The organism is Streptomyces sp. NPDC002773, assembly GCF_040295605.1.
In the GTDB taxonomy this organism is placed as follows: domain Bacteria; phylum Actinomycetota; class Actinomycetes; order Streptomycetales; family Streptomycetaceae; genus Streptomyces.
This window is the reverse complement of sequence record NZ_JBEOVO010000008.1, coordinates 30,265-52,513: the sequence shown is the minus strand read 5'-3', so window position 1 is coordinate 52,513 and position 22,249 is coordinate 30,265. Positions and strand designations below refer to the sequence as shown.

The 22,249-nt window shown below is 73.5% G+C and carries 20 protein-coding genes; 10 read left to right on the top strand and 10 right to left on the bottom strand.

The genetic code is table 11. From position 1 onward, the window contains the following. Positions 1-8: 8 nt before the first annotated feature. The 3 genes from ABT034_RS13065 to ABT034_RS13055 all read right to left on the bottom strand — a co-directional run bounded on the left by ABT034_RS13065 (position 9) and on the right by ABT034_RS13055 (position 5,776). Entirely contained in the window at positions 9-2,207 is a 2,199-nt protein-coding gene (locus tag ABT034_RS13065) for a terpene synthase family protein (RefSeq protein ID WP_351214361.1), read from the bottom strand. A gap of 159 nt (positions 2,208-2,366) precedes the next feature. Continuing rightward, complete coding sequence (locus ABT034_RS13060; protein ID WP_351214359.1) at positions 2,367-4,313, bottom strand: N-acetylmuramoyl-L-alanine amidase; 1,947 nt, start codon at positions 4,311-4,313, stop codon at positions 2,367-2,369. A gap of 335 nt (positions 4,314-4,648) precedes the next feature. Then, a complete protein-coding gene (locus ABT034_RS13055) occupies positions 4,649-5,776 on the bottom strand; it encodes an aminoglycoside phosphotransferase family protein (protein WP_351214357.1) in 1,128 nt (375 codons plus the stop codon). A gap of 234 nt (positions 5,777-6,010) precedes the next feature. Between ABT034_RS13055 and ABT034_RS13050 the strand changes: the two genes are divergently transcribed. Then, a complete protein-coding gene (locus ABT034_RS13050; RefSeq protein WP_351214355.1) occupies positions 6,011-7,504 on the top strand; it encodes a DNA-binding protein NsdB in 1,494 nt (497 codons plus the stop codon). Positions 7,505-7,611: 107 nt separating this feature from the next. Here the strand turns inward: ABT034_RS13050 and ABT034_RS13045 are convergent, their stop codons facing one another. Beyond that, complete coding sequence (locus ABT034_RS13045) at positions 7,612-9,117, bottom strand: PP2C family protein-serine/threonine phosphatase (RefSeq protein WP_351214353.1); 1,506 nt, start codon at positions 9,115-9,117, stop codon at positions 7,612-7,614. Between the two features lie 231 nt (positions 9,118-9,348). Here ABT034_RS13045 and ABT034_RS13040 point away from each other — a divergent pair, with 231 nt between their 5' ends. Beyond that, the gene (locus ABT034_RS13040) at positions 9,349-10,443 is read left to right on the top strand and encodes a hypothetical protein (protein WP_351214660.1); all 1,095 of its coding nucleotides are present in this window, start codon (positions 9,349-9,351) and stop codon (positions 10,441-10,443) included. 133 nt (positions 10,444-10,576) lie between these two features. Then, positions 10,577-11,779 carry a threonine synthase gene (locus ABT034_RS13035; RefSeq protein WP_351214351.1) on the top strand — a complete coding sequence of 401 codons (1,203 nt, stop codon included), beginning with the start codon at positions 10,577-10,579 and terminating at the stop codon, positions 11,777-11,779. 84 nt (positions 11,780-11,863) lie between these two features. On the opposite strand, the gene ABT034_RS13030 is transcribed toward ABT034_RS13035, so the two are convergent. Together ABT034_RS13030 and ABT034_RS13025 are read right to left on the bottom strand one after the other, a co-directional pair. Next, on the bottom strand, positions 11,864-12,532 hold the full coding sequence (locus ABT034_RS13030; protein WP_502972900.1) for an NADPH-dependent F420 reductase: 669 nt from the start codon (positions 12,530-12,532) through the stop codon (positions 11,864-11,866). 80 nt (positions 12,533-12,612) lie between these two features. Beyond that, on the bottom strand, positions 12,613-13,050 hold the full coding sequence (locus tag ABT034_RS13025; protein WP_351214347.1) for a VOC family protein: 438 nt from the start codon (positions 13,048-13,050) through the stop codon (positions 12,613-12,615). 98 nt (positions 13,051-13,148) lie between these two features. On the opposite strand from ABT034_RS13025, the gene ABT034_RS13020 reads away from it, so the two are divergent. The 3 genes from ABT034_RS13020 (at position 13,149) to ABT034_RS13010 (ending at position 15,129) form a co-directional block, all read left to right on the top strand. After that, positions 13,149-13,730: a TetR/AcrR family transcriptional regulator gene (locus tag ABT034_RS13020; RefSeq protein WP_351214345.1), complete on the top strand. Its 582-nt coding sequence runs from the start codon at positions 13,149-13,151 to the stop codon at positions 13,728-13,730. A 158-nt stretch (positions 13,731-13,888) separates the two neighbouring features. After that, entirely contained in the window at positions 13,889-14,419 is a 531-nt protein-coding gene (locus tag ABT034_RS13015; RefSeq protein ID WP_351214343.1) for a hypothetical protein, read from the top strand. 53 nt (positions 14,420-14,472) lie between these two features. Continuing rightward, complete coding sequence (locus ABT034_RS13010) at positions 14,473-15,129, top strand: GNAT family N-acetyltransferase (RefSeq protein ID WP_351214341.1); 657 nt, start codon at positions 14,473-14,475, stop codon at positions 15,127-15,129. Between the two features lie 33 nt (positions 15,130-15,162). Here ABT034_RS13010 and ABT034_RS13005 read toward each other — a convergent pair whose 3' ends face one another. After that, positions 15,163-15,714: a YdeI/OmpD-associated family protein gene (locus tag ABT034_RS13005; RefSeq protein ID WP_351214658.1), complete on the bottom strand. Its 552-nt coding sequence runs from the start codon at positions 15,712-15,714 to the stop codon at positions 15,163-15,165. Positions 15,715-15,954: 240 nt separating this feature from the next. On the opposite strand from ABT034_RS13005, the gene ABT034_RS13000 reads away from it, so the two are divergent. Further along, a complete protein-coding gene (locus tag ABT034_RS13000) occupies positions 15,955-16,893 on the top strand; it encodes a carbohydrate kinase family protein (RefSeq protein WP_351214339.1) in 939 nt (312 codons plus the stop codon). Here the strand turns inward: ABT034_RS13000 and ABT034_RS12995 are convergent. Together ABT034_RS12995 and ABT034_RS12990 are read right to left on the bottom strand one after the other, a co-directional pair. Continuing rightward, positions 16,871-18,160 carry an ATP-binding protein gene (locus tag ABT034_RS12995; RefSeq protein ID WP_351214338.1) on the bottom strand — a complete coding sequence of 430 codons (1,290 nt, stop codon included), beginning with the start codon at positions 18,158-18,160 and terminating at the stop codon, positions 16,871-16,873. The two genes, ABT034_RS13000 and ABT034_RS12995, sit on opposite strands and share 23 nt — an antisense overlap. A 208-nt stretch (positions 18,161-18,368) precedes the next feature. Next, complete coding sequence (locus tag ABT034_RS12990; protein ID WP_351214336.1) at positions 18,369-18,728, bottom strand: SPW repeat protein; 360 nt, start codon at positions 18,726-18,728, stop codon at positions 18,369-18,371. A gap of 335 nt (positions 18,729-19,063) precedes the next feature. Between ABT034_RS12990 and ABT034_RS12985 the strand changes: the two genes are divergently transcribed. Next, positions 19,064-19,435, top strand: coding sequence for a cupin domain-containing protein (locus ABT034_RS12985; RefSeq protein ID WP_351214334.1), 372 nt, complete (start codon positions 19,064-19,066; stop codon positions 19,433-19,435). 127 nt (positions 19,436-19,562) lie between these two features. Further along, positions 19,563-20,072 carry a DinB family protein gene (locus ABT034_RS12980; protein ID WP_351214333.1) on the top strand — a complete coding sequence of 170 codons (510 nt, stop codon included), beginning with the start codon at positions 19,563-19,565 and terminating at the stop codon, positions 20,070-20,072. 166 nt (positions 20,073-20,238) lie between these two features. On the opposite strand, the gene ABT034_RS12975 is transcribed toward ABT034_RS12980, so the two are convergent. After that, positions 20,239-20,604: a hypothetical protein gene (locus ABT034_RS12975; RefSeq protein ID WP_351214331.1), complete on the bottom strand. Its 366-nt coding sequence runs from the start codon at positions 20,602-20,604 to the stop codon at positions 20,239-20,241. A gap of 179 nt (positions 20,605-20,783) precedes the next feature. Here ABT034_RS12975 and ABT034_RS12970 point away from each other — a divergent pair, with 179 nt between their 5' ends. Beyond that, entirely contained in the window at positions 20,784-22,244 is a 1,461-nt protein-coding gene (locus tag ABT034_RS12970) for a carboxylesterase/lipase family protein (RefSeq protein WP_351214329.1), read from the top strand. Positions 22,245-22,249: the final 5 nt, after the last annotated feature.

The following is a 22,249-nucleotide window of genomic DNA, read 5'->3' as shown; positions in this document are numbered from 1 at the left end:
CGCGCGTGTCAGCGGGTCGCGGAGCCGATCATTGAGGCCACCCGCGCGGCCGAGGTGCCGAGCCCCGTCGGACCCCGGCCCACCAGTGGCGTGCCGCTGCCCGCATGGACGTCCTCGGCACGGTAACGCCGCACCTTCTGGTGCCAGTTGAGGATGCCGGCCAGCCAGTCCTCAAGCTCCCGCAGATACGCCTCGAAGGCCGTCCTGCCCTCCTGGGCGAGACCGAAGTCCTCGTAGAGCACCGGTACTTCGGTCTCCTTGAGATGCTCGTACTGCCGCAGCCGCCCCCGCATCAGGTCGTCGACCATCGCCACCGCCGTCGGGTAGTCGCAGTCGAAGAACTTCTGCAGGACAAGGACGCCGTTGTGCACCTCGCCCTCGACCTCGATCTCCTTCTGGTACGAGAAGAGGTCGTTGAGGAGCGTCGCGTAGTCGGCGACCGAATGCTCCAGGGCGCGGACCGTGCCCGTCCGGTAGATCTCGGGAGGCAGCGCCTCGGTGTGCCGCAGCCGGCAGAGGAGCATCGTCAGTTCGGAGCCGAAGGTGGTCCGGCGCATCTCGATGTAGTCCACCGGATCGGGCACCCGGTGCTGCGACTGGTTGTGCAGCTCCCACAGCCAGCTGTCGAGCATCGCGTCGAGCGCGGTCCTGAGCTGGGCCCGTGCCTCCGGGCCCATCGGACCGGACGTACGCGCCCACAGGTCGGCGAGCGACACCTCCAGGGGATGGGAGGCGAACGTCCGCCCGGCCGCCGGGTCCTCCACCGGCATGCACGACTTGAGCCGCTCCGTGAACCGCTTCGCGCCGCCCAGGTCGCGCGGCCGCCCGAAGACGAGGGGGTAGTAGTCGTCCCCGTACGTCCCCCAGGTCAGCCACTCGGCGCTGAGCTCCAGCTCCTCCAGGGTGGCGTCCGGGTCGAGCCCCGCCGAGCAGAGCGCGAGGTCGAAGCCGTCCATCATCGGCCGGTCCCAGATGTCGTCCAGGAGCCCCATCCGCTCCGCCCAGTCCTCGGAGCGCCGCTTCGCCTCCTGGTGGTGCGGGCTGAGCGTCAGCGGGTACGGCAGGTCGAACTCCGGCAGCAGCGAGGGCCCCACCTGCTGGTGCGGCACATGCGTGAGGGTCCGCAGCCGGGAGGCGGCCGGGCGGCCGAACAGGGTCCGGATGTCCAGGGCGGAGGTGCCGAGCACCCCGTCGAGCCGCGAGGGCCCGGCGACCATGCCCTCGTTCATGTACCGGCTGGAGCGCATGTGCCACTCGTGGCCGCCGGACTGCCAGTCCTGGAGGCCCTTGGCGTACGCCGCCACGGCCGCGCACTCCTCCGGGCCCAGGCCCTTCTCGGCGGCCAGCAGCGGCACCTCGGTCAGGGCCGTGTTCTCGAACTGCTGGAGCCGCGAGGTCAGCAGGTCGTTGACGGCGTTCGCCGCCTCCTGCGTCGTACAGCCGAGGAACCGCTCGAGGACGAGCACGCCGTTGCTGTTCTCGCCCTCGTCCTCCACCTCGCGCTGGTACGAGAAGAGGTCGTTGCGCAGGTGCACGGCGTCGGAGAAGGCGTCCCTGAGGACGCGGAGCGGCCGGGAGTACGCCACCCGGTCCGGGACCTCGGCCCCCGCCGCGTACTCCACGAGCCCGGCCGACCAAGGCGCGCCGCCCACCTTGCGGCGCATCTCGATGTACTCGACGGGGTTGGCGACCCGCCCGCCGTTGATGTTGTCGAGCTCCCAGAGCGACTCGTTGAGGAGGTGCTCGGTCGCCTCCGCGAACCGCACCCGCCAGCCCTCGGACATCGAGGGGACGGTCCGCCGCCAGAGGTCGGCGAGGCCCGCCTCCACGGGGTTGGTGGGCTCGGGCATGCCCGTCGCCGGGTCGGCCGGCATGAACATCGGCAGTCGGTCGAGGTACGCCTTGCTGCCCGCCCGGTCCTGGGTCCGCTTGAAGACCTCCAGGAAGTGGTCGTCGAAGAAGAAGACCCACGTGTACCAGTCCGTGACGAGGTTCAGGGCCTGCTCGTCGCAGTCGGGATGCGTGTACGCGCAGAGCAGCGCGTAGTCGTGGGAGTCGAGGTCGTGCTGCTCCCACACCCCCGAACCCTCCAGCATCCCCATCTCCCGCGCCCAGTCCCGGGTGTGCGTGCGGGCGGTCTCCACATGGGGATTGAGCCGCGCCGGATACGGAACATAGAAATCCGGCATAACGAAGGGCTGAGGCATGTGCGGAGGGGCCTTCCGGTGAGCAAGTGCTGTGTCCGGCCCACCTTTACCCGTCGCCCGTACGGCGCACGCGATCTCCCGAATAGTCCTATGAACGCCGAAGGGGTGGTGCCGGACCCCGTGTCCGGCACCACCCCGCACCTTTCGGCCACTCCTCCGTCAGGCCCGGGAAACCCGCACGTCCGCGGCCTTCACGAAGGCCACGCGATGGCCGAACTGAATCTGGTAGTACTCCTCCTGTCCGCGCACGACCGTGTGCCCGCTGCTGTCGAACACCGGCGCGAAGTAGTACTCGCCCGGGGTCCGGTCACCCACCACGTACCGCTGACCCGCGAGCAGCTTGTACGGCAGCGGCGACACCGCCTGCACCGGCACACCCGCCGGATACGCCGAGGCCTCCGGATACGCCCGCCCGTACACCGGCACCGAGGCGAGGCCCTCCCGGGGAGTCAGGACGAGCCCCCGCGCGTTCACCGCGGTCGGCTCCTTCCCCGGATTGCGGAACCACGCCTTCTGCCCGAGGTACCAGACCGCCGTCCAGTCGCCCCTGCGCTCCGCCACCGCGTAGCTCTGCCCCGTCGAGGCACGCGCCCCGGTGTCGTTGACCCCGGTCGTCGAGTCCTGCCCACCCGGCCGCAGACCGATGTCCTTCACCAGGGGCGCGTCGGCGCTCGGCCCGGTGTGCAGGCGCACCGCCCCGCTCCCGTGCGGCGCGCACGCCTCCCCTGCCACCGCACACCCCGTGTACACCGGCTGATGGGCGCTGTACTCGGGCCGGATCGTCACCACTCCGGCGTCCGGACCGGCGCTCGGCGTGATCGGCCGGCCGAGGAGCCGGAAGTAGTGCGCCCAGTCCCAGTACGGGCCCGGGTCCGTGTGCATGCCCCTGATGGTGGACGTGACCGTGCCCGGCACGTTGTCGTGGCCCAGGACGTGCTGCCGGTCGAGCGGGATGTCGTACCGCGCGGCGAGGTACCGCACGAGCCGCGCCGACGTCCGGTACATCGCCTCCGTGTACCAGGAGTCCGGAGAGGTGAGGAAGCCCTCGTGTTCGAGACCCACCGACTTGGCGTTCACGAACCAGTTGCCCGCGTGCCAGCCGACGTCCTTGACCGGGAGGTGCTGGGCGATGTGCCCGTCGGAGGAGCGCAGCGAGTACTGCCAGGACACGTACGTCGGATCCTGCACCAGCTTCAGGGTGACGTCCCAGACGGCCTCGGTGTCATGGATGACGATGTAGTCGATCGACTGGGAGGTGGGCCGGTCCGCCTTGTCGTGGTTGCCGTAGTCGCCGTCGCCGAACTCCTCGTACGGCGCGGGGATCCACTCGCAGGCCACCGTGGACGGGCACTCCACCGGCCCGGCCGCCGGGCGCCGCAAACCGAGGGCCGCCACCTGCTCCGTCTCCGGCGCGACCGCGGGCGCGGCCGGCAGCGTCACCCTCTGCCCGCTGTCCGTCGTCCGGGACTCCCCGCTCCGGATCACGTCGAACACGTCATTCGCGTACGTCGTCGCCGTCGCCGAGTCGTCCGCGCCGGAGTACCGCGCCACCGCCCCGTACCAGTCGGCCGGGTCCGCGCTCGCCGGAAGCCCGGCCTCCCGCTGCGCGGCGGCGAGCAGCGCCGCCCCGCCCTCGATGTTCGCCGCCGTGCCGGTACGCAGCTCCTCGGCCGGAATCCCGGACAGCGCGGACGCCCGCTCAAGCGTCCGCAGCCGCGGAGGCAGCTCCTCCGCCGTCGGGACCGCTGCCTCCGCGCCGGAACGCACCGCGCGCGAGGAGTCGCCGCGCGGGTCCTCCTCACCCTCCGAGTGGTGCGGGGCGGCGCCGGCGAGCGCCGTCACCGCGTCCGTCAGATGCATCGGCCCGTAGCCGCCGGTCACGCTCGGCGCGCCACCGTGGCCGTCCCAGCGCGACTGGAGGTACGAGACGGCGAGCAGCACGCTCTCCGGTACGCCGTGGCGCGCGGCCGCCCGCGCGAACTGCCCCTGGAGGGATCCCGCATCGGGCACGTCGGCACCGGCCGGAGGGGCGGCGGAGAGTAGAGGGAACAGCAGGGCCGCGGACGCGAGCACGCCCACGGCTCCGGTGAGACGAGCGGACGGCATGCGTCCGGGGGACACGGAACGGAGCAAGGCAGCCTCCAGGGGCGGGGGGTGACACCGGGGCGTGCGGGACCGAACCCGTACAGGGGTATCGGCTCCCGAACGATCCGTCAATCACGCCCGCTGAAAAGCAAGTTCCCACGTCAGAGCGGGAATGGAGGCCGAACGGCGGACTTTCGCGCAGACGGGCCCCGGGCCTGGGACGCGTCAGTGGAGTGGACCATTGACCCGCCGCCGCGAGCGGTCCGGCGGCGGAGAAACCCAGTGCGCCGCGTCCCGGTGTGTCGGCACCGGGCGCACGGCGCACCCTCCCCCGTGGCGTCGGTCGGCCCCGCCCTTCAGCGCGTCCCGACCGCCGCGCGCACGGCCCGCCGTGCCATGGCGCAGTCGTCGTGCAGCCGCCTCAGGAGCAGCCGCTGTTCCTCGCCGGGGGCGAGCGCCCCCGTGGGCACCGGCACGGAGCCGGCCGGCGGGGCCTCCTTCATGGTGCGCTGCACCGCCGTCTCGTAGGTACGGATCTCCCGCGTCAGCACGATCATCAGGTTCACCAGGAAGGCGTCCCGTGAGGCCATGCCCGCCTGCTGGGCGAGCTGGCTGATCTGGCGCCTGGCGAGCGGCGCGTCGGCGAGCACCGCCCACAGCGTCGCCAGGTCGTACCCCGGGAGGTACCAGCCGGCGTGCTCCCAGTCGACGAGGACCGGTCCGGTGGGGGAGAGGAGGATGTTGGAGAGCAGGGCGTCACCGTGGCAGAACTGGCCCATGCCCTGGCGGCCGCCCGCCTGCGCCAGACCGTGCAGCAACTTCTGCAGGTCGTCCCGGTCCCGGTCGGTGAAGAGTCCGAGCTCGTGGTAGCGCGCGATCCGGGTGCCGTAGTCCAACGGGGCGTCGAAGGTCCCGGCCGGCGGCCGCCAGGCGTTGAGCCGGGCGATCGCGCCGAGCGCGGCCCGCACGTCGGCCCGCGGCGGGGCCTCGACGGGGTGGCGCGAGAGCGCCGCGGCCCGTCCGGGCATCCGCTCGATCACCAGCGTGCAGTTCTCCGGATCCGCGGCGATCAGCCGCGGCGCCCGCACCGGCGGACGGTGCCGGACGAAGGAGCGGTAGGAAGCTATCTCGTGCTGGAACCGCTCGACCCACGCGGGGGAGTGGTCCAGTAAACACTTCGCGACCGCCGTGGTCCGCCCGGTCGTCCCGACGATCAGTACGGAACGTCCGCTGCGCCGTAGCACCTGCACCGGGTTGAACTCCGGGCAGATGCGGTGGACCGAGGCGATCGCCCTCTTCAGCTGCGCCCCCTGAGGGCCGGACAGGTCGATTCGTCCGCTGATCGGCTGGGTGCCGGTACCGCCCGTCCAGCGCCGCGGCCGGACGGCCTGGGGCGCGGGAGCGAGGTAAGGTCCGGCGCCGGCCTGGACGATGCGGTGCTGCGGCCGGGGCGGGGCGGACACGGAGGACGATGCTGTGTACATGGAGGTGACAGATCCCTTCGTGTGCCGACGAGTTGCGTGCGTCGCCCCGCCCGCCCCCCGGTCCGCACCCTGGGGAATGAGGGCCGGTCGGCGGGGCGGGGTGGCGCATTCCTACCTGACACCCGGGCGCGGGTGGCGGAACATCGGGCGCACCCTGGCGAACCCTGGCGAATAGTCGCCAGCCCTATGACAGGGGGTTACTGTCAACTCAGCCGAGAACCTGGGGGCTTAGACGTGACCGGACAAACCAACACCCGCCTGGCAGACCTATTCGGCCTGGCCGGCTGGTCCAAGGGCGAACTCGCGAGACTCGTCAACCGGCAGGCGGCGGCCATGGGCCACCCCCAGCTGGCGACCGACACCTCGCGGGTCCGGCGCTGGATCGACCGCGGTGAGACCCCGCGCGATCCCGTCCCCCGGGTGCTGGCAGCACTGTTCACCGAGCGACTCGGCCGTGTCGTGACCATCGAGGACCTCGGGTTCGTACGACACGGGCGCGCCGGAAGACGGCAGGACGTCAGGAAGACGGACAACCCTGACGGGCTGCCCTGGGCACCCGATCGTACGGCGGCGGTCCTCACCGAATTCACGGGAATGGACCTCATGCTCAACCGACGCGGCCTGGTGGGCGCGGGTGCCGCGCTTGCCGCCGGCTCCGTACTCACCAACGCCATGCACAACTGGCTGCAGACCGACCCCTCACGCCGGTCCGCCCCCCAGCGGGCCACCGATCCCCTGCACGCCGACCCCGCCGGGTTCGACCGCTACGAGGCCGCCCCCATCGGGTCGCAGGAGATCGAGGCCCTGGAGCACTCGGTGGAGGTGTTCCGCGCCTGGGACGCCTCCCGGGGTGGCGGTCTCCAGCGCAAGGCCGTGGTGGGCCAGCTCAACGAGGTGGGCGGCATGCTCGCCTACCGCCACGCCGACCACCTCCAGCAACGCCTGTGGGGCGTCGCCGCCAACCTGGCCGTCCTCGCCGGCTGGATGTCGCACGACGTGGGCCTCGAACCCACGGCCCAGAAGTACTTCGTGATCGCCGCCCACGCGGCCCGCGAGGGAGGCGACCGGCCCCGGGCCGGCGAGGCGCTGTCCCGCGCCGCGCGCCAGATGGTGCACCTGGGCAGGCCCGACGACGCCCTCGATCTGATGAAGCTGGCCAAGGACGGTTCGGGGGAGCAGTTGCTGCCGAGGACCCGGGCCATGTTCCACACGATCGAGGCCTGGGCGCAGGCCTCGATGGGCCGCGGCCAGGCCATGCGCCGCACCCTCGGCGAGGCCGAGGAGCTGTTCGTGTCCGACCGGCGCGACGAGAAGACGCCGAGCTGGATGCAGAACTTCGACGAGGCCGACATGCACGGCATGCAGGCCCTCGCCTACCGCACCCTCGCCGATCACGAGCCGGCCGCCGCGGTCCCCGCGCAGCGCCATGCCAAGCTGGCGATCGAACTGCGGCGCGGCGGCCACGACCGCTCGAAGCTCTTCGACCACATCTCGCTGGCCTCGGCCTGCTTCATCGCCGACGATCCGGAGCAGGCCGACCGGTACGCCCGGCTCGCGCTGATGTCGATGGGCGAGACCTCGTCCCACCGCACCTGGGACCGGCTGCGGGAGATGTACCGGCTCACCGGGCAGTACGCCGGCTACACGAGGATCGAGCACCTGCGCGAGGAGATCGCGGAGGCCCTGCCGCAGTCGCCGGTCAACCGGCCGAGGACCGGCCAGGCCTGAGTGGGGACACGGCCGCGACCACCGGTCGGCGGTCGGCCTTTGTCATACGACGTTCGGCGGTCGGCGTCCGATACGGGGACGCCGGAAGGCGCACGTCGCCGGGTGCCTCAGCGGCCGACCCGTACCACCATCACGCAGGCGTCGTCCTCGCGCTGCTCCTCGCCGAACTCCTCGACCACCGCACGCACACCGTCCTGGGCGTCCCGCGCCCCGGCGAGCCGGTGACCGAGGGCGAGCAGCCGTCGCGCGCCCGTGTCGTCCCCCGTACCGCTGCCACGGGTCAGCCCGTCGGTGTGCAGCACGAGCAGGTCACCGGGGAGCAGCCGGGTCTCGGTCTCGCCGTACACGGCCCCGGTCGTCGCCCCGAGGAGCACCCCCTCGGGCCGGCGGAGGAGGTGCCCCGTCCCGTCGCGGAACAGCAGCGGGGCGGGGTGGCCGGCCTGCGCCCAGGTCAGTGTCTGGGCGACCGGGTCGTAGCGGCAGCACATCGCACTGCCGAGCGCGGGCTGTACGGAGGTCTCCAGGAGCTGGTTGAGGTGGCCCATCAGGGCGGCGGGGCGGATGCCCGCGACCGCCATCCCGCGCAGCGCGCCGAGGAGCATGGCCATCGACGAGGTCGCGGCGACCCCGTGGCCCGTCAGGTCACCGACGGTCAGCAGCGCGTCCCCGTCGGGCAGGGCGAGGGCGTCGTACCAGTCGCCACCGATGAGGCCGGTGCTCGCGGCCGGCAGGTAGTGGGCCGCCACGTCGAGCGGGGCGGGTCCGTCGTGGGCGAAGCGGAGCGAGCCGCGCCACGGCGGGAGCACCGCCTCCTGGAGCTCGACGGCGACCCGGCGCTCGGTCCGCTCGATGTGGCGGCTGCGCTCCAGACTGTCCCGGCTCTCCCTGACCGCCCGCTGGCTGCGCCGCAGCTCGCTGACGTCACGGAGGACGGCCCACATCGAGGCGGTGCATCCGTCGGCGTCGAGGACGGGCTCACCTGTCATGTGCACCGTGCGCACCCGTCCGTCGGTCCGCACGATCCGGAACTCGCCGTCGATCGGCTTCCCGTCGATCAGACAGTCCGTCACCAGGCTCTGGAGGACGGGCTGGTCCTCGGCGAAGACCATCGTGGGCATCTCGTCGAGAGACATCGGGCCGCTCTCGCGCGTACGTCCGAAGATCTGGAACAGTTCTTCGGACCAGCTGACCTCGTCGGTGAGCAGGTCCCACTCGGCGCTGCCGACGCGGGAGAGCAGCGAGCCCGTACGCGCCGGGGGGATCTCGCCGTACGCGGTGCCGGGGTCGGTCGCGAGGCCGGTGTCGAGGACGGCCTCGGGGGTCGCTTCGGCGCTCGTCCCAGGGCCCGTCCCCGGGCTCGTCGCGGGGGCGGTCTGCTCCGGGACGCCTGCCCGCAACTGCCCCAAGTGGGCACCCAGATCGTCGAGTTGACTGACCGCGAGGTCGCAGAGAGCGCGCTGCCAGCGCTGCTGGGGGTCGTCGTCGTCCACCACGGCGTCCTGGCGCACGGCCACGAGCTCGCCGCGCAGGCGGCGGGTCTGCGAGATCAGTGCGTCCACCGCGCCCGGCTCCGGCTGCTGGGCGGGGCGGTCCGCGAACAGGGGGGACGGCATGTCGTACTCCGATACAGACGCGGCACGGCCAGGCCAAGTGTGAGGGGAGAGGCCCGGATACGACTGTGGCACAGCGCGGGAGAGCCCGTAAGGGATTTGGCAACACTCGATCCGGTGGTGCTTCTGGCATATGTCAAAGGCCCGGCGATTACCGGCCAGTGCACGACGCGTTACGGTGCGGGGGTGGTGAACGACAACGGAATCGGCACGGTGGGCACGCGTACGGCGGCCATGGGCGGGGCGGGCACGGGGGCGGGGACGGGCACGGTGGGAACCGCGTTCCTGCTCGCGGCGGCGCCCGCCGGGCGGGGGCGTGCCATGGACGCCACCTCCGTGCTCCCGGCCCTCGCCGCCGTGCCGCCCGGGGTCCTCACCGGCACCACCACCGCCACGGTCGTCGAACTCGCCGACCCGCTCGACCCGCAGACCGTGCTCACACGCCTGCGTGCCGCCGCCGCGAGCCCCGGTCCGCTGCTCGTCTGCCTCGCGGGGCAGCTCCACCTCGACCGCCGCCAGCAACGGCCGCACCTGGCGCTCGCCCGCACCACCCCGGCGACGCTCCGCTACACGGCGCTGCCCTGGCACTGGGTCGCCGGCGAACTCGCGGTGCGGCCCCCCGGCACCACGACCGTCGTCGTGGACCTCGCGGCGGACCCCGACCTGTGGGCCCGCCTCACCACCGCCCCCGACCTGCTGTCCCTGGGGCCCGGACCGCTCCTCTACGGGCGGGTGACCCCCGCCCCCCGCCGGGGAGTGCCCATGACCCCCGACTATCTGCGGTCCTGGGCGGAACTCTGGCGCTCCGGCGCGCGGCTCCCGTACGCCACGCTCCACGCGGAGTCCGCAGCCCACGCCGCCTCGGCCGTAACGGAGTCGCGTCTCCTGGCCCCCGCCCCCGCGCCGGTCTCCCCGCAGGAGCAGGACCCGCACCCCGCGATCCTCGCCGCCGCCATGGCCGGTCGGCACGGGGAGGCGGCGGCGGTGGCCGCGGCCTGGGAGCGCGAGGCCCTCCGCGGCCACGGGCCCCGGTCCGCCGAGGCCGTCCACTGGACGGAGGTACGGGCCGACCTCGCCCGTCTCGCCGGGGACCCCGCCCGCAGCTGCGAACTGTGGCTCGCCGCCGCCGAGGCCCGGCTCGGTCTGCGGCAGCCGACGGACGACCCGGACGTCGAAGGGGCCGTGGACCGGGCCCACCACCAGTGGGAGCAGATCGGCGACCCGGCACGGGCCCGCGCCCTCGGCCCCACCCTCGTCGCCCTGCGGCGACGCGTCCCGGGCCGCCAGCCGGGCGCCCTGGCCGCGCTGACCCGCCGCATGGCCGACTGAGTTCCGGCGGCGGGCCGCCGGAGACGTACGAAGTCCTGGCCGGCCGACTTACGAGCCTCCCGCCCCACGAGCCCTCCGCCTACGAGCCCTCCGCCCCACGAGCCCTCCGCCCCACGAGCCCGAAAGGCCCCGCGTGACCTCGCTCGCCCTCGCCCAACGCTCGCTCGCCGACCCGTCCGTACGCCATCCGCTCTGGCCGCCGCTCACCCGGGGCTGCCCGGTGACCTCCACCGACGAGGTCGCGTACCCGCTGGACATCGACTACGCCTACGACGACGTCCCCGCCGACCTGTTCACCCGTCCCGCCGCCCACGGTCTCGAACGCTGGGCCCCGCTGCTCCCGCCGCTCGCCGCCCCCGGCCTCGGCGAAGGCAACACCCCGCTGGTCCGGCTCCCCGACGGCGTCTGGGTCAAGGACGAGTCCCGGAACCCGACCTGGAGCCACAAGGACCGCCTCAACCGGGTCGCCGTCAGCGCCGCCGTCGCCTCGGGCGCGCGCGGCATCGTCGTCTCCTCGTCCGGCAACCACGGTGCCTCCGCCGCCGCGTACGCCGCCCGCGCCGGGCTCCCCTGCGCCGTCTTCGCCTCACCGGACGCGCCGCCCGCCGTCGCCTCGCACCTCCGTGCCTACGGGGCGACGGTGCTGACCGTCCCGTACGCGTCGGTGCGTCCGCTGATGCGGCGGATCGTCGACGAACTCGGCTTCCAGAGCGTCAGCAGCGTGACAGACACCGCCCACACCGGCCACCCCTTCGGGCCCGAGGGCTACAAGACGCTCGCGTACGAGCTCGCCCTCGACCTGGGGCGTGCCCCGGCGGCGGTCCATCTCCCCACCGGCTACGGCGAGTTGCTCTTCGGGGTGGCCAAGGGCTTCCAGGAGCTCGTACGGCTCGGGGTCACCGACTCCGTCCCCCAGGTGTACGCCGCCGAGCCCGCCGCCGCCGGCGCCCTCACCGAGGCGCTCCGCACCGGCCGGCCCGTCGCCCGGGTGCCGGTGGGCCCGACCGCCGCGTACGCCATCGACTGTGAGATCAGCGGCTACCGAGGCGTGCTCGCCGTCAGTGAGACCGGCGGATCGGCCCGTACGGTGACGGACGCTCAGATGCACGCCGCTCAGGACGAGTTGGCGGCGCAGGGCATCTGGTGCGAGACCTCCTCCGCCGCCGGTCTCGCCGCCCTGCGTGCCCACGGGCCGCACGAGGACGAAGGCCCCGTGGTGTGCGTGGTCACCTCCAGCGGCTACAAGGACATCGCCACGGCCAGGCAGACGTACGCGCCGAAGGCCCCGGACTGGCCGTCGATCGAGGCCGTCCTGAGGGGCGCCGGCAGCGAGTAGGGCACACCACGGGGCGCCCGGTCGCGACGAACGGGCGGGCGAGCGCCCGCCCCCGCCCGCCCGCCGCCCCACGGCCCGGTCGCCCTAGTGGCCGAGGCCGCTTCCGCCCCCCGTGGGCAGGACCACCCGGATGCCGAACTCGTAGGTGCCGGTCGCCTGTGCGATGCCGATGAAGAGCAGGGCGAAGTGCTCCTGGCCCCGCGCCGTGGCGATGCCGCCCAGGTCGAGCACCGCGTCGTCGGACCAGCCGAGATCGGTGACCAGTCCGCGTACGGTCTTCTTCGCCGCCGTGTCCTCACCCGAGAGGAACACGGTGCCGGGACCCTCCAGGGAGTCCGGCGCGACCATCACCTTCCGGTCGACCGTGCAGAGCGTCTTCACCACCCGGGTCTCCGGGAAGGCCTGCTGGATCTCCTCGCCGAGGCTGACGACCGGGTGGGACAGCGACCCGTCCGCCAGGAAGCCGACGCCGACGTCGAGGACGACCTTCCCGGCGAGCGTGGGGGCCCCGATCGCCGTCAGCAGGGCCACGGAGTCCGTGCCCGGGGTGGCGTTCACCAGCACCTCGGCGTGTGCGGCGGCGCCCGCCGAGCTGTCGATCCGTACTCCCGCCGCGGTGAGTTCCCCGAGCTCCGCCCGCAGTTCCTGGTCGTCCGGCCGCCGTGACCCGAGGACCACCTCATGGCCGGTCCGCGCCCACGCCGCCGCGAGCGCCCGTCCTACGTTTCCTGTTCCGAGAATCCCGATTCGCATGCCGCTCATCGTGGCCGTCCGGCACTCACCCCCGCCTCGGCCCCGGTACCGAACGCCCCTCGGCCGATGGGTCTAGGACTTCAGGCGCCCGCGTACTGGGCGGCGTACTCCTCGCTGGGCGGGACGACGGTGACGACGTCGATCAGCACGCCGTCGGGGGCGGCGACGATGAAGTGGCGCTGGCCGAAGTCCTCCGTGCGCAGCGGCAGTACCTCGGGCAGGCCGGCCTTCGCCACGAGCCGCTGGTGTTCGGCGTCCACGTCGTCCACCTCGAAGTTCAGCAGCAAGCCGCCCCGGAGCGCGGCCCGGTGGCCTTCGGGGACGGTCGGGTGGTCGTGGTCGAGGAGGGCCAGCTCGTACTGGGGGGCGTCGGGGCGGCGCAGGCTGACGTACCAGTCCGCCTCGAAGGTCACTTCGAACCCGAAGTGGCGGGTGTAGAAGTCGCGGGAGGCCGCCACGTCCCGGGTGGCGAGCACCGGGTAGAAGCCGCTGAGCCCGGTCGTACGTTCGTTCGTCATGGAGGGTCCTTCGCTCTCGTTTTCGCATACCCAGGGTATGTGAGTCGTACGGTTAACATACCTTGGGTACGCGAAATGGGAAGGGCGGTGCGCGGGCGATGGCGATCAACCGGGCGGAGCAGCGGGCGGCCACGCGGCGGGCGTTGCTGGTCGAGGGGCGGCGCCGGTTCGCCGCCGACGGGTACCACCACGTGGTGCTAGCGGAGGTGGCGCAGGCCGCCGGGGTCACCAAGGGGGCCGCCTACCACCACTTCGACAGCAAGGCGGGGCTCTTCCGGGCCGTCGTCGCCGGGGTCCAGCAGGAACTGGGCGAGCGGGTCGCGACCGCGGCCGAGCGGCACGAGGACCTCTGGGAGCAGCTCCGGGCCGGCTCCCGTGCCTTTCTGGCGGCGGGGACCGACCCGGCGGTACGGCAGATCCTGCTGGTCGACGCCCCGGCCGTACTGGGCTGGGACGAATGGCGGGCCCTGGACGAGGAGTCCTCCGCCCGGCACCTCACGGAGGCCCTGACGGCGCTCGCCGCAGCCGGGACGATCGCCGACCAGCCGGTGGAACCCCTGGCCCGGTTGCTCTCGGGGGCGATGAACGAGGCCGCGCTCTGGATCGCGCGGGGCGGGGACCCTCAGGTCGCGGAGCAGGCACTCGACCGGCTCCTGGCGGGGCTGCGCACCCCGGCCTGACCTCGCGCGCGGCCACGCGGCGTCGTTCCGCGCCCCCGGGGGCCGGTTCTATGGCGTCCCCGTGGCCGGGTCAGCACCATGCGGTGCCGGTCACTCGTCATGATGGCCACGGCGCGTGTCACCCGCGGGCGCCGACCCGGTCCGGCAGCGTGGGCGCCATGCACCCCCGTCGTACGACTGTCCTCCTCCTCGCTGCGCTCCTGACCAGTGGCTGCGTGGCCGTCCCTCACTCCGCGGCGCCGCCGTCACGAGACCGCCCCGCCGAGCTCGTACCCGCCGCGGACCGGCCGCCGGCCCCTCTCCCGACATGGCCGGAACCCACCCAGGCCGCACCCCGCGAAGACCTCGCCACCACCGACCCCCGTCCGGGCCCGGCCCCCGTGAAGACCGCGGCCCCTGCGCCCGTCGCACCTGCCACCGCACGGCCGGACCCCGCCCGGCCCGACCGCCGTACGCAGCCGCAGGAGCGCCCCGCCACCACCCCGGTGAGGAAGAAGCCCCGCAAGCAGGTACGGCCGACCGCGACGAGGCCGACGCCGAAGGCCCAGGCCCCCAAGAAGCAGGCCCCGCGTCGGCAGCAGCCGGCGGCCGGGCAGGCGCCGGACATGCGCGGGCTCTGCCGTCAGGCCCAGGACATCCGGGCCCCCATGGGCGCCGCCGAACTGTGCCGCAGCATGTACGGCCGCTGACCGGATCCGAGGCGCCAGGATGTCCGCCTGCGGACCCTGAGATGATCGGAGGCGTGGCTATCCCCCCGGACTCCGTACCCGCTCTCGTACCGGCCGCCCCCGCCGAGCCGCGGAGCACCGAGCTGCCGAGCACCGAGCTGCCGAGCACCGAGCTGCCGAGCACCGGGCCGCCGAGCATAGAGCCGGTCAACGCCGGGCCGCCGAGCACCGAGCCGGTCAACGCCGGGCCGCCGAGCACCGGCCCGCTCAGCACCGGCCGTCTACTCCTGCGGCCCGTCCGGGACACCGACCTGGACGCCGTGACCCGGCTGTGGACCGACCCCGACGTGCGGCGCCATCTCGGCGGCCCCGTCATCGAGTCCGTCATCCGGATCCGGCGCGGCCGGATCGTCGGGGCGCCCGGCTTCCACGCCGTCGTCCGGGCCGAGGACGAGGTCGTCCTCGGCCTGGTCACGGTGGAGCCGGGTGCGCGAGGCGGGGAGACGGAACTGTCGTACCAGTTCCTGCCCGAGCACTGGGGGAGGGGCTACGCGCGGGAGGCGGTCGGCGCCGTCGTCGCGTGGATCCTGGAGGGCACGCCGAGCGTCGTCGCGGTCACCCAGGAGGGGAACCGGCGCTCACGCCGGCTCCTGGAGGCCGTCGGTCTGGAGTACGCCGAGTCCTTCGTGGAGTGGGACGCCCACCAGGTGCTGTACCGCCGCCGGGCCTGACCCGTCGCCGCCGCGCCCGTACGGCATCCGCCGTCAGCGCGGCGGCTCTCCCGCCGCGAGCGCCGCCACCGCCCGTTCGAGCCGGGCCGTCCTGGTCTTCGCGGTGCGGGCCTGGAGCAGGCTGAGGATGACCAGGTAGCGGTCGGTCTTTCCCAGCGCCTCGAAGGCCGCGGCGGCCCGCGGTTCCGCCGCCAGGGCCGTCGCGAGGTCGTCCGGCACGGTCGCGTCCTTCTGCGAGGGGTACGCGGCCTCCCACCGCCCGTCCGCCTGCGCCGCCCGCACCTCGGCCAGGCCCGGCTCACGCATCCGGCCCGCGGCGGTGAGCGCCTCGATCTGCCGCACGTTGACCTGGGACCAGAGGCTGCGCGGCCGGCGCGGGGTGATCTTCTGGAGGTAGGACCGCTCGTCGAGCGCCTTGCGCTTGCCGGTGATCCAGCCGTAGATCAGCGTGCCGTCGAGGATCTCGTCCGCGTTCGGCGAGGCGAGGTCCGAGCCCTTGCGGGCGAGCAGCAGCCAGATGCCCGGGGTGTCGCCGTGGTGCCGCTCGAGCCAGGCCTCCAGCTCCTTCCCGTCGGCGAACGCCATGACCGCGAGCCCCTCGACCGTCTCCACCGGAACGCCCCTCACCCCTGCCGACCGGCACCGCCGGCGATTCCGGGGGCGCCCTGACAGGAACAAGATAGTGACACCGGCCGGAGAGCGGTCGTCCACGCGCGCGCGTCCGGGTCTCCGCCCTGGGAGGACGCGGGGCCGCTGTACGACGCCGGGCCGCGTAGCATCTGCGGATCGTCCACCGGGGCAACCCATGCCGAGGAGCTCTGACCCATGTCCTTCCTGGTGATCGGCGAGTGCGTCGCCGACATCGTCCGCGCCCCGGCCGGCTCCGGCGCCGCCGACCGAGTCCACCCGGGCGGCAGCCCCGCCAACGTCGCCTACGGCCTCGGCCGCCTCGGCCGGGACGTCACCCTGCTCACCCAGCTCGCCGACGATCCCACCGGCCGCCTCATCGGCGAGCACCTCAGGACGGCGGGCGTACGGGTGGAGGCCGGCGGCGCCCCCGAGCGCACCCCTTCGGCGGTCGTCGGGCTCGACGCACAGGGCGCGGCCACGTACACCTTCGACATCGCCTGGACGCTCACGGGCGGCGCACCGGCCGGTCTCGCGCCCGCCCATGTGCACATCGGGTCGATCGCCGCCGTCACGGCGCCCGGCGCGGCCGCCGTCCTCGCCGAGACCGGGCGGCTCCGGGGCCGGGCCACCGTCAGCTACGACCCCAACGTACGGCCCGGACTGATGGGGGAACACGGCGCGGCCGTCGCCCGCGTCGAGCGCTGCGTCGCCCTCAGCGACCTCGTCAAGGCCAGCGACGAGGACCTCGCCTGGCTGTACCCGGGGGAGGACCCGCACACGGTCGCCGCCCGCTGGCTCAGCCTCGGCCCGGCCGTCGTCCTGGTCACCCGGGGCGCGGCCGGCTCGCTCGCCGTCACCCGGCGGGAGACGGTCACCGCGGACGCGCCCCCGGTCGCCGTCGTCGACACCGTCGGCGCGGGCGACTCCTTCATGTCCGCCGTCCTCGACACCCTCGCCGGGCAGGGACGGGAGGCCCTCGGCGCGCTCGGTGCCGAGTACCTCGCGGGGCTGCTGCGGAGGGCCGGCGCGGCGGCTGCCGTGACCGTCTCCCGGGCCGGAGCCCACCCGCCCGACCGCGCCGAACTGGACGCGGCCGAGGAGGAGTTCGCCCTCAGGTCCGGGCGTGTGTCGTGATGTCCGACGCGAACTGCTCGACCATCTCAGGAGTGACCGTCGGACGGCACTCCCCGATGGCCTCCAGATAGTCCGCGGTGCTCGCCCCGAACGCCGCACCGTCGCCGCCCCGCCCGCCGGCCGCGAGCAGATCGCGCTCGAAGGAGGACTGGGCGGCGATCCGGGCCGCATGCTCGATGTCGGCGGGCGTGAACAGCTCGCTCGCGAGGACCAGTTCGTCGATGTCGACGTCCGCGCGGCCGTCCGTGTACCGGGCCCAGATCGCGGCCCGCGCCGCCTTGTCGGGCGTACCGATGGGGATGAGGTAGTCGAAGCGCCCGGGACGCAGGAAGGCGGGGTCGAGCGAGCGGATCGAGTTCGTCGCGCAGACGAGCAGCCGCTCGTCCCGCTCGCGGAAGCCCGGTATCAGCTTGAGGAGTTCGTTCGTCACCCCGTGCATGCCCCCGGGCTGCGCGGGCTCCGAACGCACCGGCGCGATCTCCTCGACCTCGTCGATGAAGACGAGGACCCGCTCCAGCTCTGCGATCCGCGCGAACGCGGACCGCAGGGCCGCCGCGAGGTTCCCCTCGTCCGCCAGACGGGACGGCAGGATCTCCACGAACGGCCAGCCGAGGCGCGAGGCGATGCCGCGCGCGAACGTGGTCTTGCCGGTGCCCGGCGGGCCGAACAGGCAGACCGCGCGCGGCGGCCGCACCCCGTGCCGGCCGGCCCGCTCCGGCTCCGCGAGCGGCAGCACCACCCGGCGCTCGATCAGGTCCTTCTCCCGCTCCATCCCGGCCACCTTGGCCCACAGGTCGCCGGGGAGCAGCCGGCCCCCCAGGTCGTCGAGGAGCCCGGCGGCCGGCCCGTGCAGCGGCTCCACCTTCTCGAAGTACGCGACGGCCGGCTGGCGCGTGTACCCGGCGTTCAGGAGCCCCTCGCCGAGGAGCTCCTCCTCGGGCAGCACGTACGCGATCCGCCCGACGCGGGCGGCGACGAGCCGCCGCTCCAGCTCCACGAGGAGGGCACTGGCGACTCCGCGGCCGCGCCACGCCGAGGAGATCGCGATCCGCATGACCCACGCCCGCTCGCCGGACACACAGGCGAGCGCCGCCCCGATCGGCACGCCCTGGTGGACGGCGACCACGGCCGGCTGGCGGGTGGTGAGGGCCCCGATGCACTCGGCCAGGGAGAACACCGACTCCTGTCCGAGCTCCGCGGTGGTGTCGATCAGATGGACGACGGCGGCGAGATCGCTCTCGCGGTAGTCGTGGATGTGCCAGTTCACCGGTGGTGCCGCCCCTCGTCGATGCCGTTGCGGCGAGGCTAGGCGCGGCCCAGGACCCCGGTCGTGCGCCATCCTGCACAAGCCGGTGCGGGCGAACGCGCCGTACCGGCTCTGTACGGACCGGGGTCGGCCCGGCATGCGCGGGACGCGGGGAACGGCGGCGCCTCCGGGAGGGGAGGTGCCGCCGTCGGGGGAGAGGATCAGAACGTCACGTCCTTGACTTGGTCATGAGCAGCCCGCCGGCCGTGAGGGAGAACAGGCAGACGCACGCGCCGGTGATCACGTTGCTGAGGATGGTGCCGGTGTCGGGGCTCTGTCCGACCACCCACGGGGCGATGATCAGCCACGCGCCCATCAGCAGGACGACGACGTTCAGGTCCTGCGACCGCTCCGGAACCATCGACATACACAGGCCGAGCACCGCGAGGGCGATGCCGACGACCAGGTTGGTGATGGCGAGGGCGGGCTGGGTTGCGGAGAAGTGGACCGTCCACGCGGAGATCGCGGCGTAGATACCGGCGAGGATCACGAGTTCCTCGACAGCCGCGACACCTCGGGTTTGGAGCATACGGGCATATCGGTCCCGCATTTCCGGCGCATCGGGGTGTCCCGCGATATCACCAGGACGGTGGGAAACGTCGGCCATACGACTCGCCTCCTTCTGGCGTCCTACACGTCTGACCGCATGTGCGGCGAATGAGGCCGCTGCTTCATTGTGCGCTTATCTGACCTTTATGTGTAGATCTGCCCCTTGCGAATGCGCACAAAATACCGGCCGTCACTCTGCAGAGAACCGCCAAGTGGAGCTCCTCGTCCCGCAGAAGTCGCACGGTGGCCGACCGCGTCCCGGCGTAGCCTGGAAGTGGACTCGGGGCCCGATCTCTCCACCGCCGGGAGCGAATGATGGCCGGCATCGTACGAAAAAGCTTCGACGCAGCGGACGAGACCCGTCCCTTCGAGGACGGCAAGGGCAGGCTCGACCTGCTCACCACCGGCGGCGGCCCGGTCGGCCGGGCCGTGTTCGAGCCGGGCTGGCAGTGGTCCAAGCACGTCAAACCTATCGCCGGCACCGACAGTTGCATGGCGTCCCACGTCGGTTACGTGGTCAGCGGCCGGATGAAGGTCGTCATGGACGGCGGCGAGTCGGCGGAGTACGGCGCGGGCGACCTCATGGAGGTCACGCCCGGCCACGACGCCTGGGTGCTCGGCGACGAGCCCTGCGTGGCCATCGACTGGTCCGGCTTCGGCGACTACGCCAAGCCCTCCGGCGGCTGACGCCCCGCCTGATCCCACCAGCTCTGCTCCACCTGATCCCACCCGGTGCCGCCTGCTGGCGCCGGACGCCGGTCGGCCACGGGAAAACCCAGGGCCGACCGGCGGGCTCCCCGGGCACAATGCCCGCATGACCCTTCAAGATCACCGTACGCCCGTGCCGTACGCCGCCGACGAACGCGCCACCCTCACGGCCATGCTGGAGTTCCAGCGCGACACCCTCGCCCTGAAGTGCGCGGGGCTCACGCCGGACCAGCTCAGGGAACGGGCGATCTCCCCCTCGGGTCTCTCCCTCCTCGGCCTCGTCCGCCACGCCGCCGAGGTCGAACGCGGCTGGTTCCGCAACACTCTGGGCGGCGAGCGGAGCCGCAGCCCGTGGACCCCGCCCGGCTCCACCGACTGGGCCGACTTCGACGTGGACGGCGCCGACGCCGACGAGGCGTTCACGATCTGGCGGGCCGAGTGCGCCCGCTCCCGCGCGTTCGTGGACACGGCCGACTCCCTCGACCTCACCGGGACCCATGAGGAGGAGACGTACTCCCTGCGCTACGTCCTCGCCCACATGATCGAGGAGTACGCGCGACACAACGGCCACGCCGACCTGCTGCGCGAACGTCTCGACGGCATGACGGGGGAGTGACCGCCGCGGACGCCCCACGGACCTCCGGCGCCCGCGCCCTGCTCAGCCGTAGGCGTCGGTGACGCAGTCGTCCGCGACGCACCGCCCGTGCCCGCCGCGGACCGTCAGCCGTAGGCGTCGGTGACCCAGTCGCTCGTGACGCACCGCCCGCGCCCGAGGCGGAACGTCAGCCGTAGGCGTCCGTGACGCAGTCCGCCGCGCACCGCCAGTGCTCGAACCGGCGGCGCAGCGCCGCCGCCGCGTGCCGCCTCTCCACCACGGCGTACCCGTAGCGCTCCCTGGTCGTCCGGACCACCGCCTCGACGGTGACGATCGCCGGTTCGCCCTCGCCGGCGGACCGGCGGGCCGCCGCGATCACGACGTCGGCGGCGCGCTGAAGATCGCGGGCGTACTCCCGCTGGGCCATGGACCGCGCCCGCGAGGCGGCGAACGGCCGTACCGCGCGCCCCTTCCAGACCGCGCCGGCGACCATGAGTCCCAAACCGACCACGGCGACGAGCACCCCCACCGCGACATTGAGGTTCCACCTCATCACCGGCCGCCCTCCCCCTGGACGCGAGGCTCCGCACGAGCCCTCCGATTCTAGAGCTCCCAGGAACGCCCCCCGAGCGCGAACGCCTTCGTTGACACGTGTAATCAATCGATGACAGGCTTCTTCCCGGCCCCGCGCGCATGTACCGCGCCCACCGCCGGCAGAAGGAGCAGCAACCCATGAGCACCTCTGACACCCCAGGCCCCACCGTCACCACCGCCCGAGGGCCCGTCCGGGGCGAGCGCCGCGCCGACGGCAGCCTCCGCTTCCTGGGGATCCCGTACGCGCAGCCGCCCGTGGGCGACCTCCGGTTCGCCGCGCCCGTACCGCCGGAGCCGTGGTCGGAGCCGCTGGACGCCACCGCGTACGGGCCGACCGCCCAGCGCCGTCCCTTCGCCGAGGTGACCACCATTCCCGAGCCCTCCGTTCCGGGCGCCGGAGTCCTCAACCTCAACGTCTTCACCCCCGACGCCGACCCGGCCGCCGCGCTGCCCGTCCTCGTGTGGATCCACGGCGGCGGCTACGTCGCGGGCTCGGCCGCCAGCCCCTGGTACGACGGAGCCGCGTTCAACCGGGACGGCGTGGTGCTCGTCTCGCTCGGCTACCGGCTCGGCATCGAGGGCTTCCTGCACCTGGAGGACGCCCCCGACAACCGGGGCGTACGGGACTGGATCGCCGCCCTGAAGTGGGTGCGGGACAACATCGCGGCCTTCGGCGGCGACCCGGCCAAGGTCACCGTCGCCGGACAGTCGGCGGGCGGCGGCGCCGTCCAGACCCTGCTCGCCGTCCCCGCCGCCCGGGGCCTGTTCCGGGGCGCCCTTTCGGTCTCCGGCGCGGTTCCGCGCCCCGACGGCCCCGAGGTGGCCCGCGCGGCCTCCCGGCTCCTCACCGCCCGCACCGGCGTGCCGGCCACGGCCGCCGCCCTCCGTGACCTCGGCGACGACGAACTCCTCGCTCTCCAGGACCGCCTGGCGGAGCCGGGCCCGGACCGCGAGGGCCTGCCGCCGATGCTGGCCCTCGCCCCCTTCGCCGACGGCGAGCTGATCCCCCGGCCCGCCCTCGACGCGCTCACGACGGGCGGGGCGGGATCAGACGTCCCGATGATGCTCGGCTTCACCGAGCACGAGTTCACGATGTTCCCCGGGCCGGGGCCGGAGGGCCCGCCGCTGCCCGCGCTCCTCGGCAGCCTCGGCCTCGACCCCGCCAGGGCCGACGCCTTCGCCGAGACGTACGCGAAGGGCGGCACCGAGCAGCTCTTCGGCCAGGCGCTCACCGACGCGACCTTCCGTGCCCCGAGCCTCGCCGTCGCGGAAGCCCGCGCCGCGCGCGAGAGTCCGACCTGGCTGTACGAGTTCGCCTGGCGCTCCCCGGTCGTGGGGTTCGCCGTCCACTGCATCGACCTGCCGTTCGCCTTCGACCTCCTCGACGCCGAAGGCGTCCCGGCCGTCGCGGGTGAGGCGCCGCCCCGCGCGCTCGCCGACGCCCTGCACCGGGCCTGGGTCGCCTTCGTGACCCACCAGGACCCGGGCGCCGACTGGCCGCGCTACACCTCCGAGAAGCGCGCCACGATGATCTGGGACGCGGAGCCCCGCGTCGAGGCGGACCCGCTGGGCCCGGTCCGCGCGCTCTGGCACGACTGACGTCG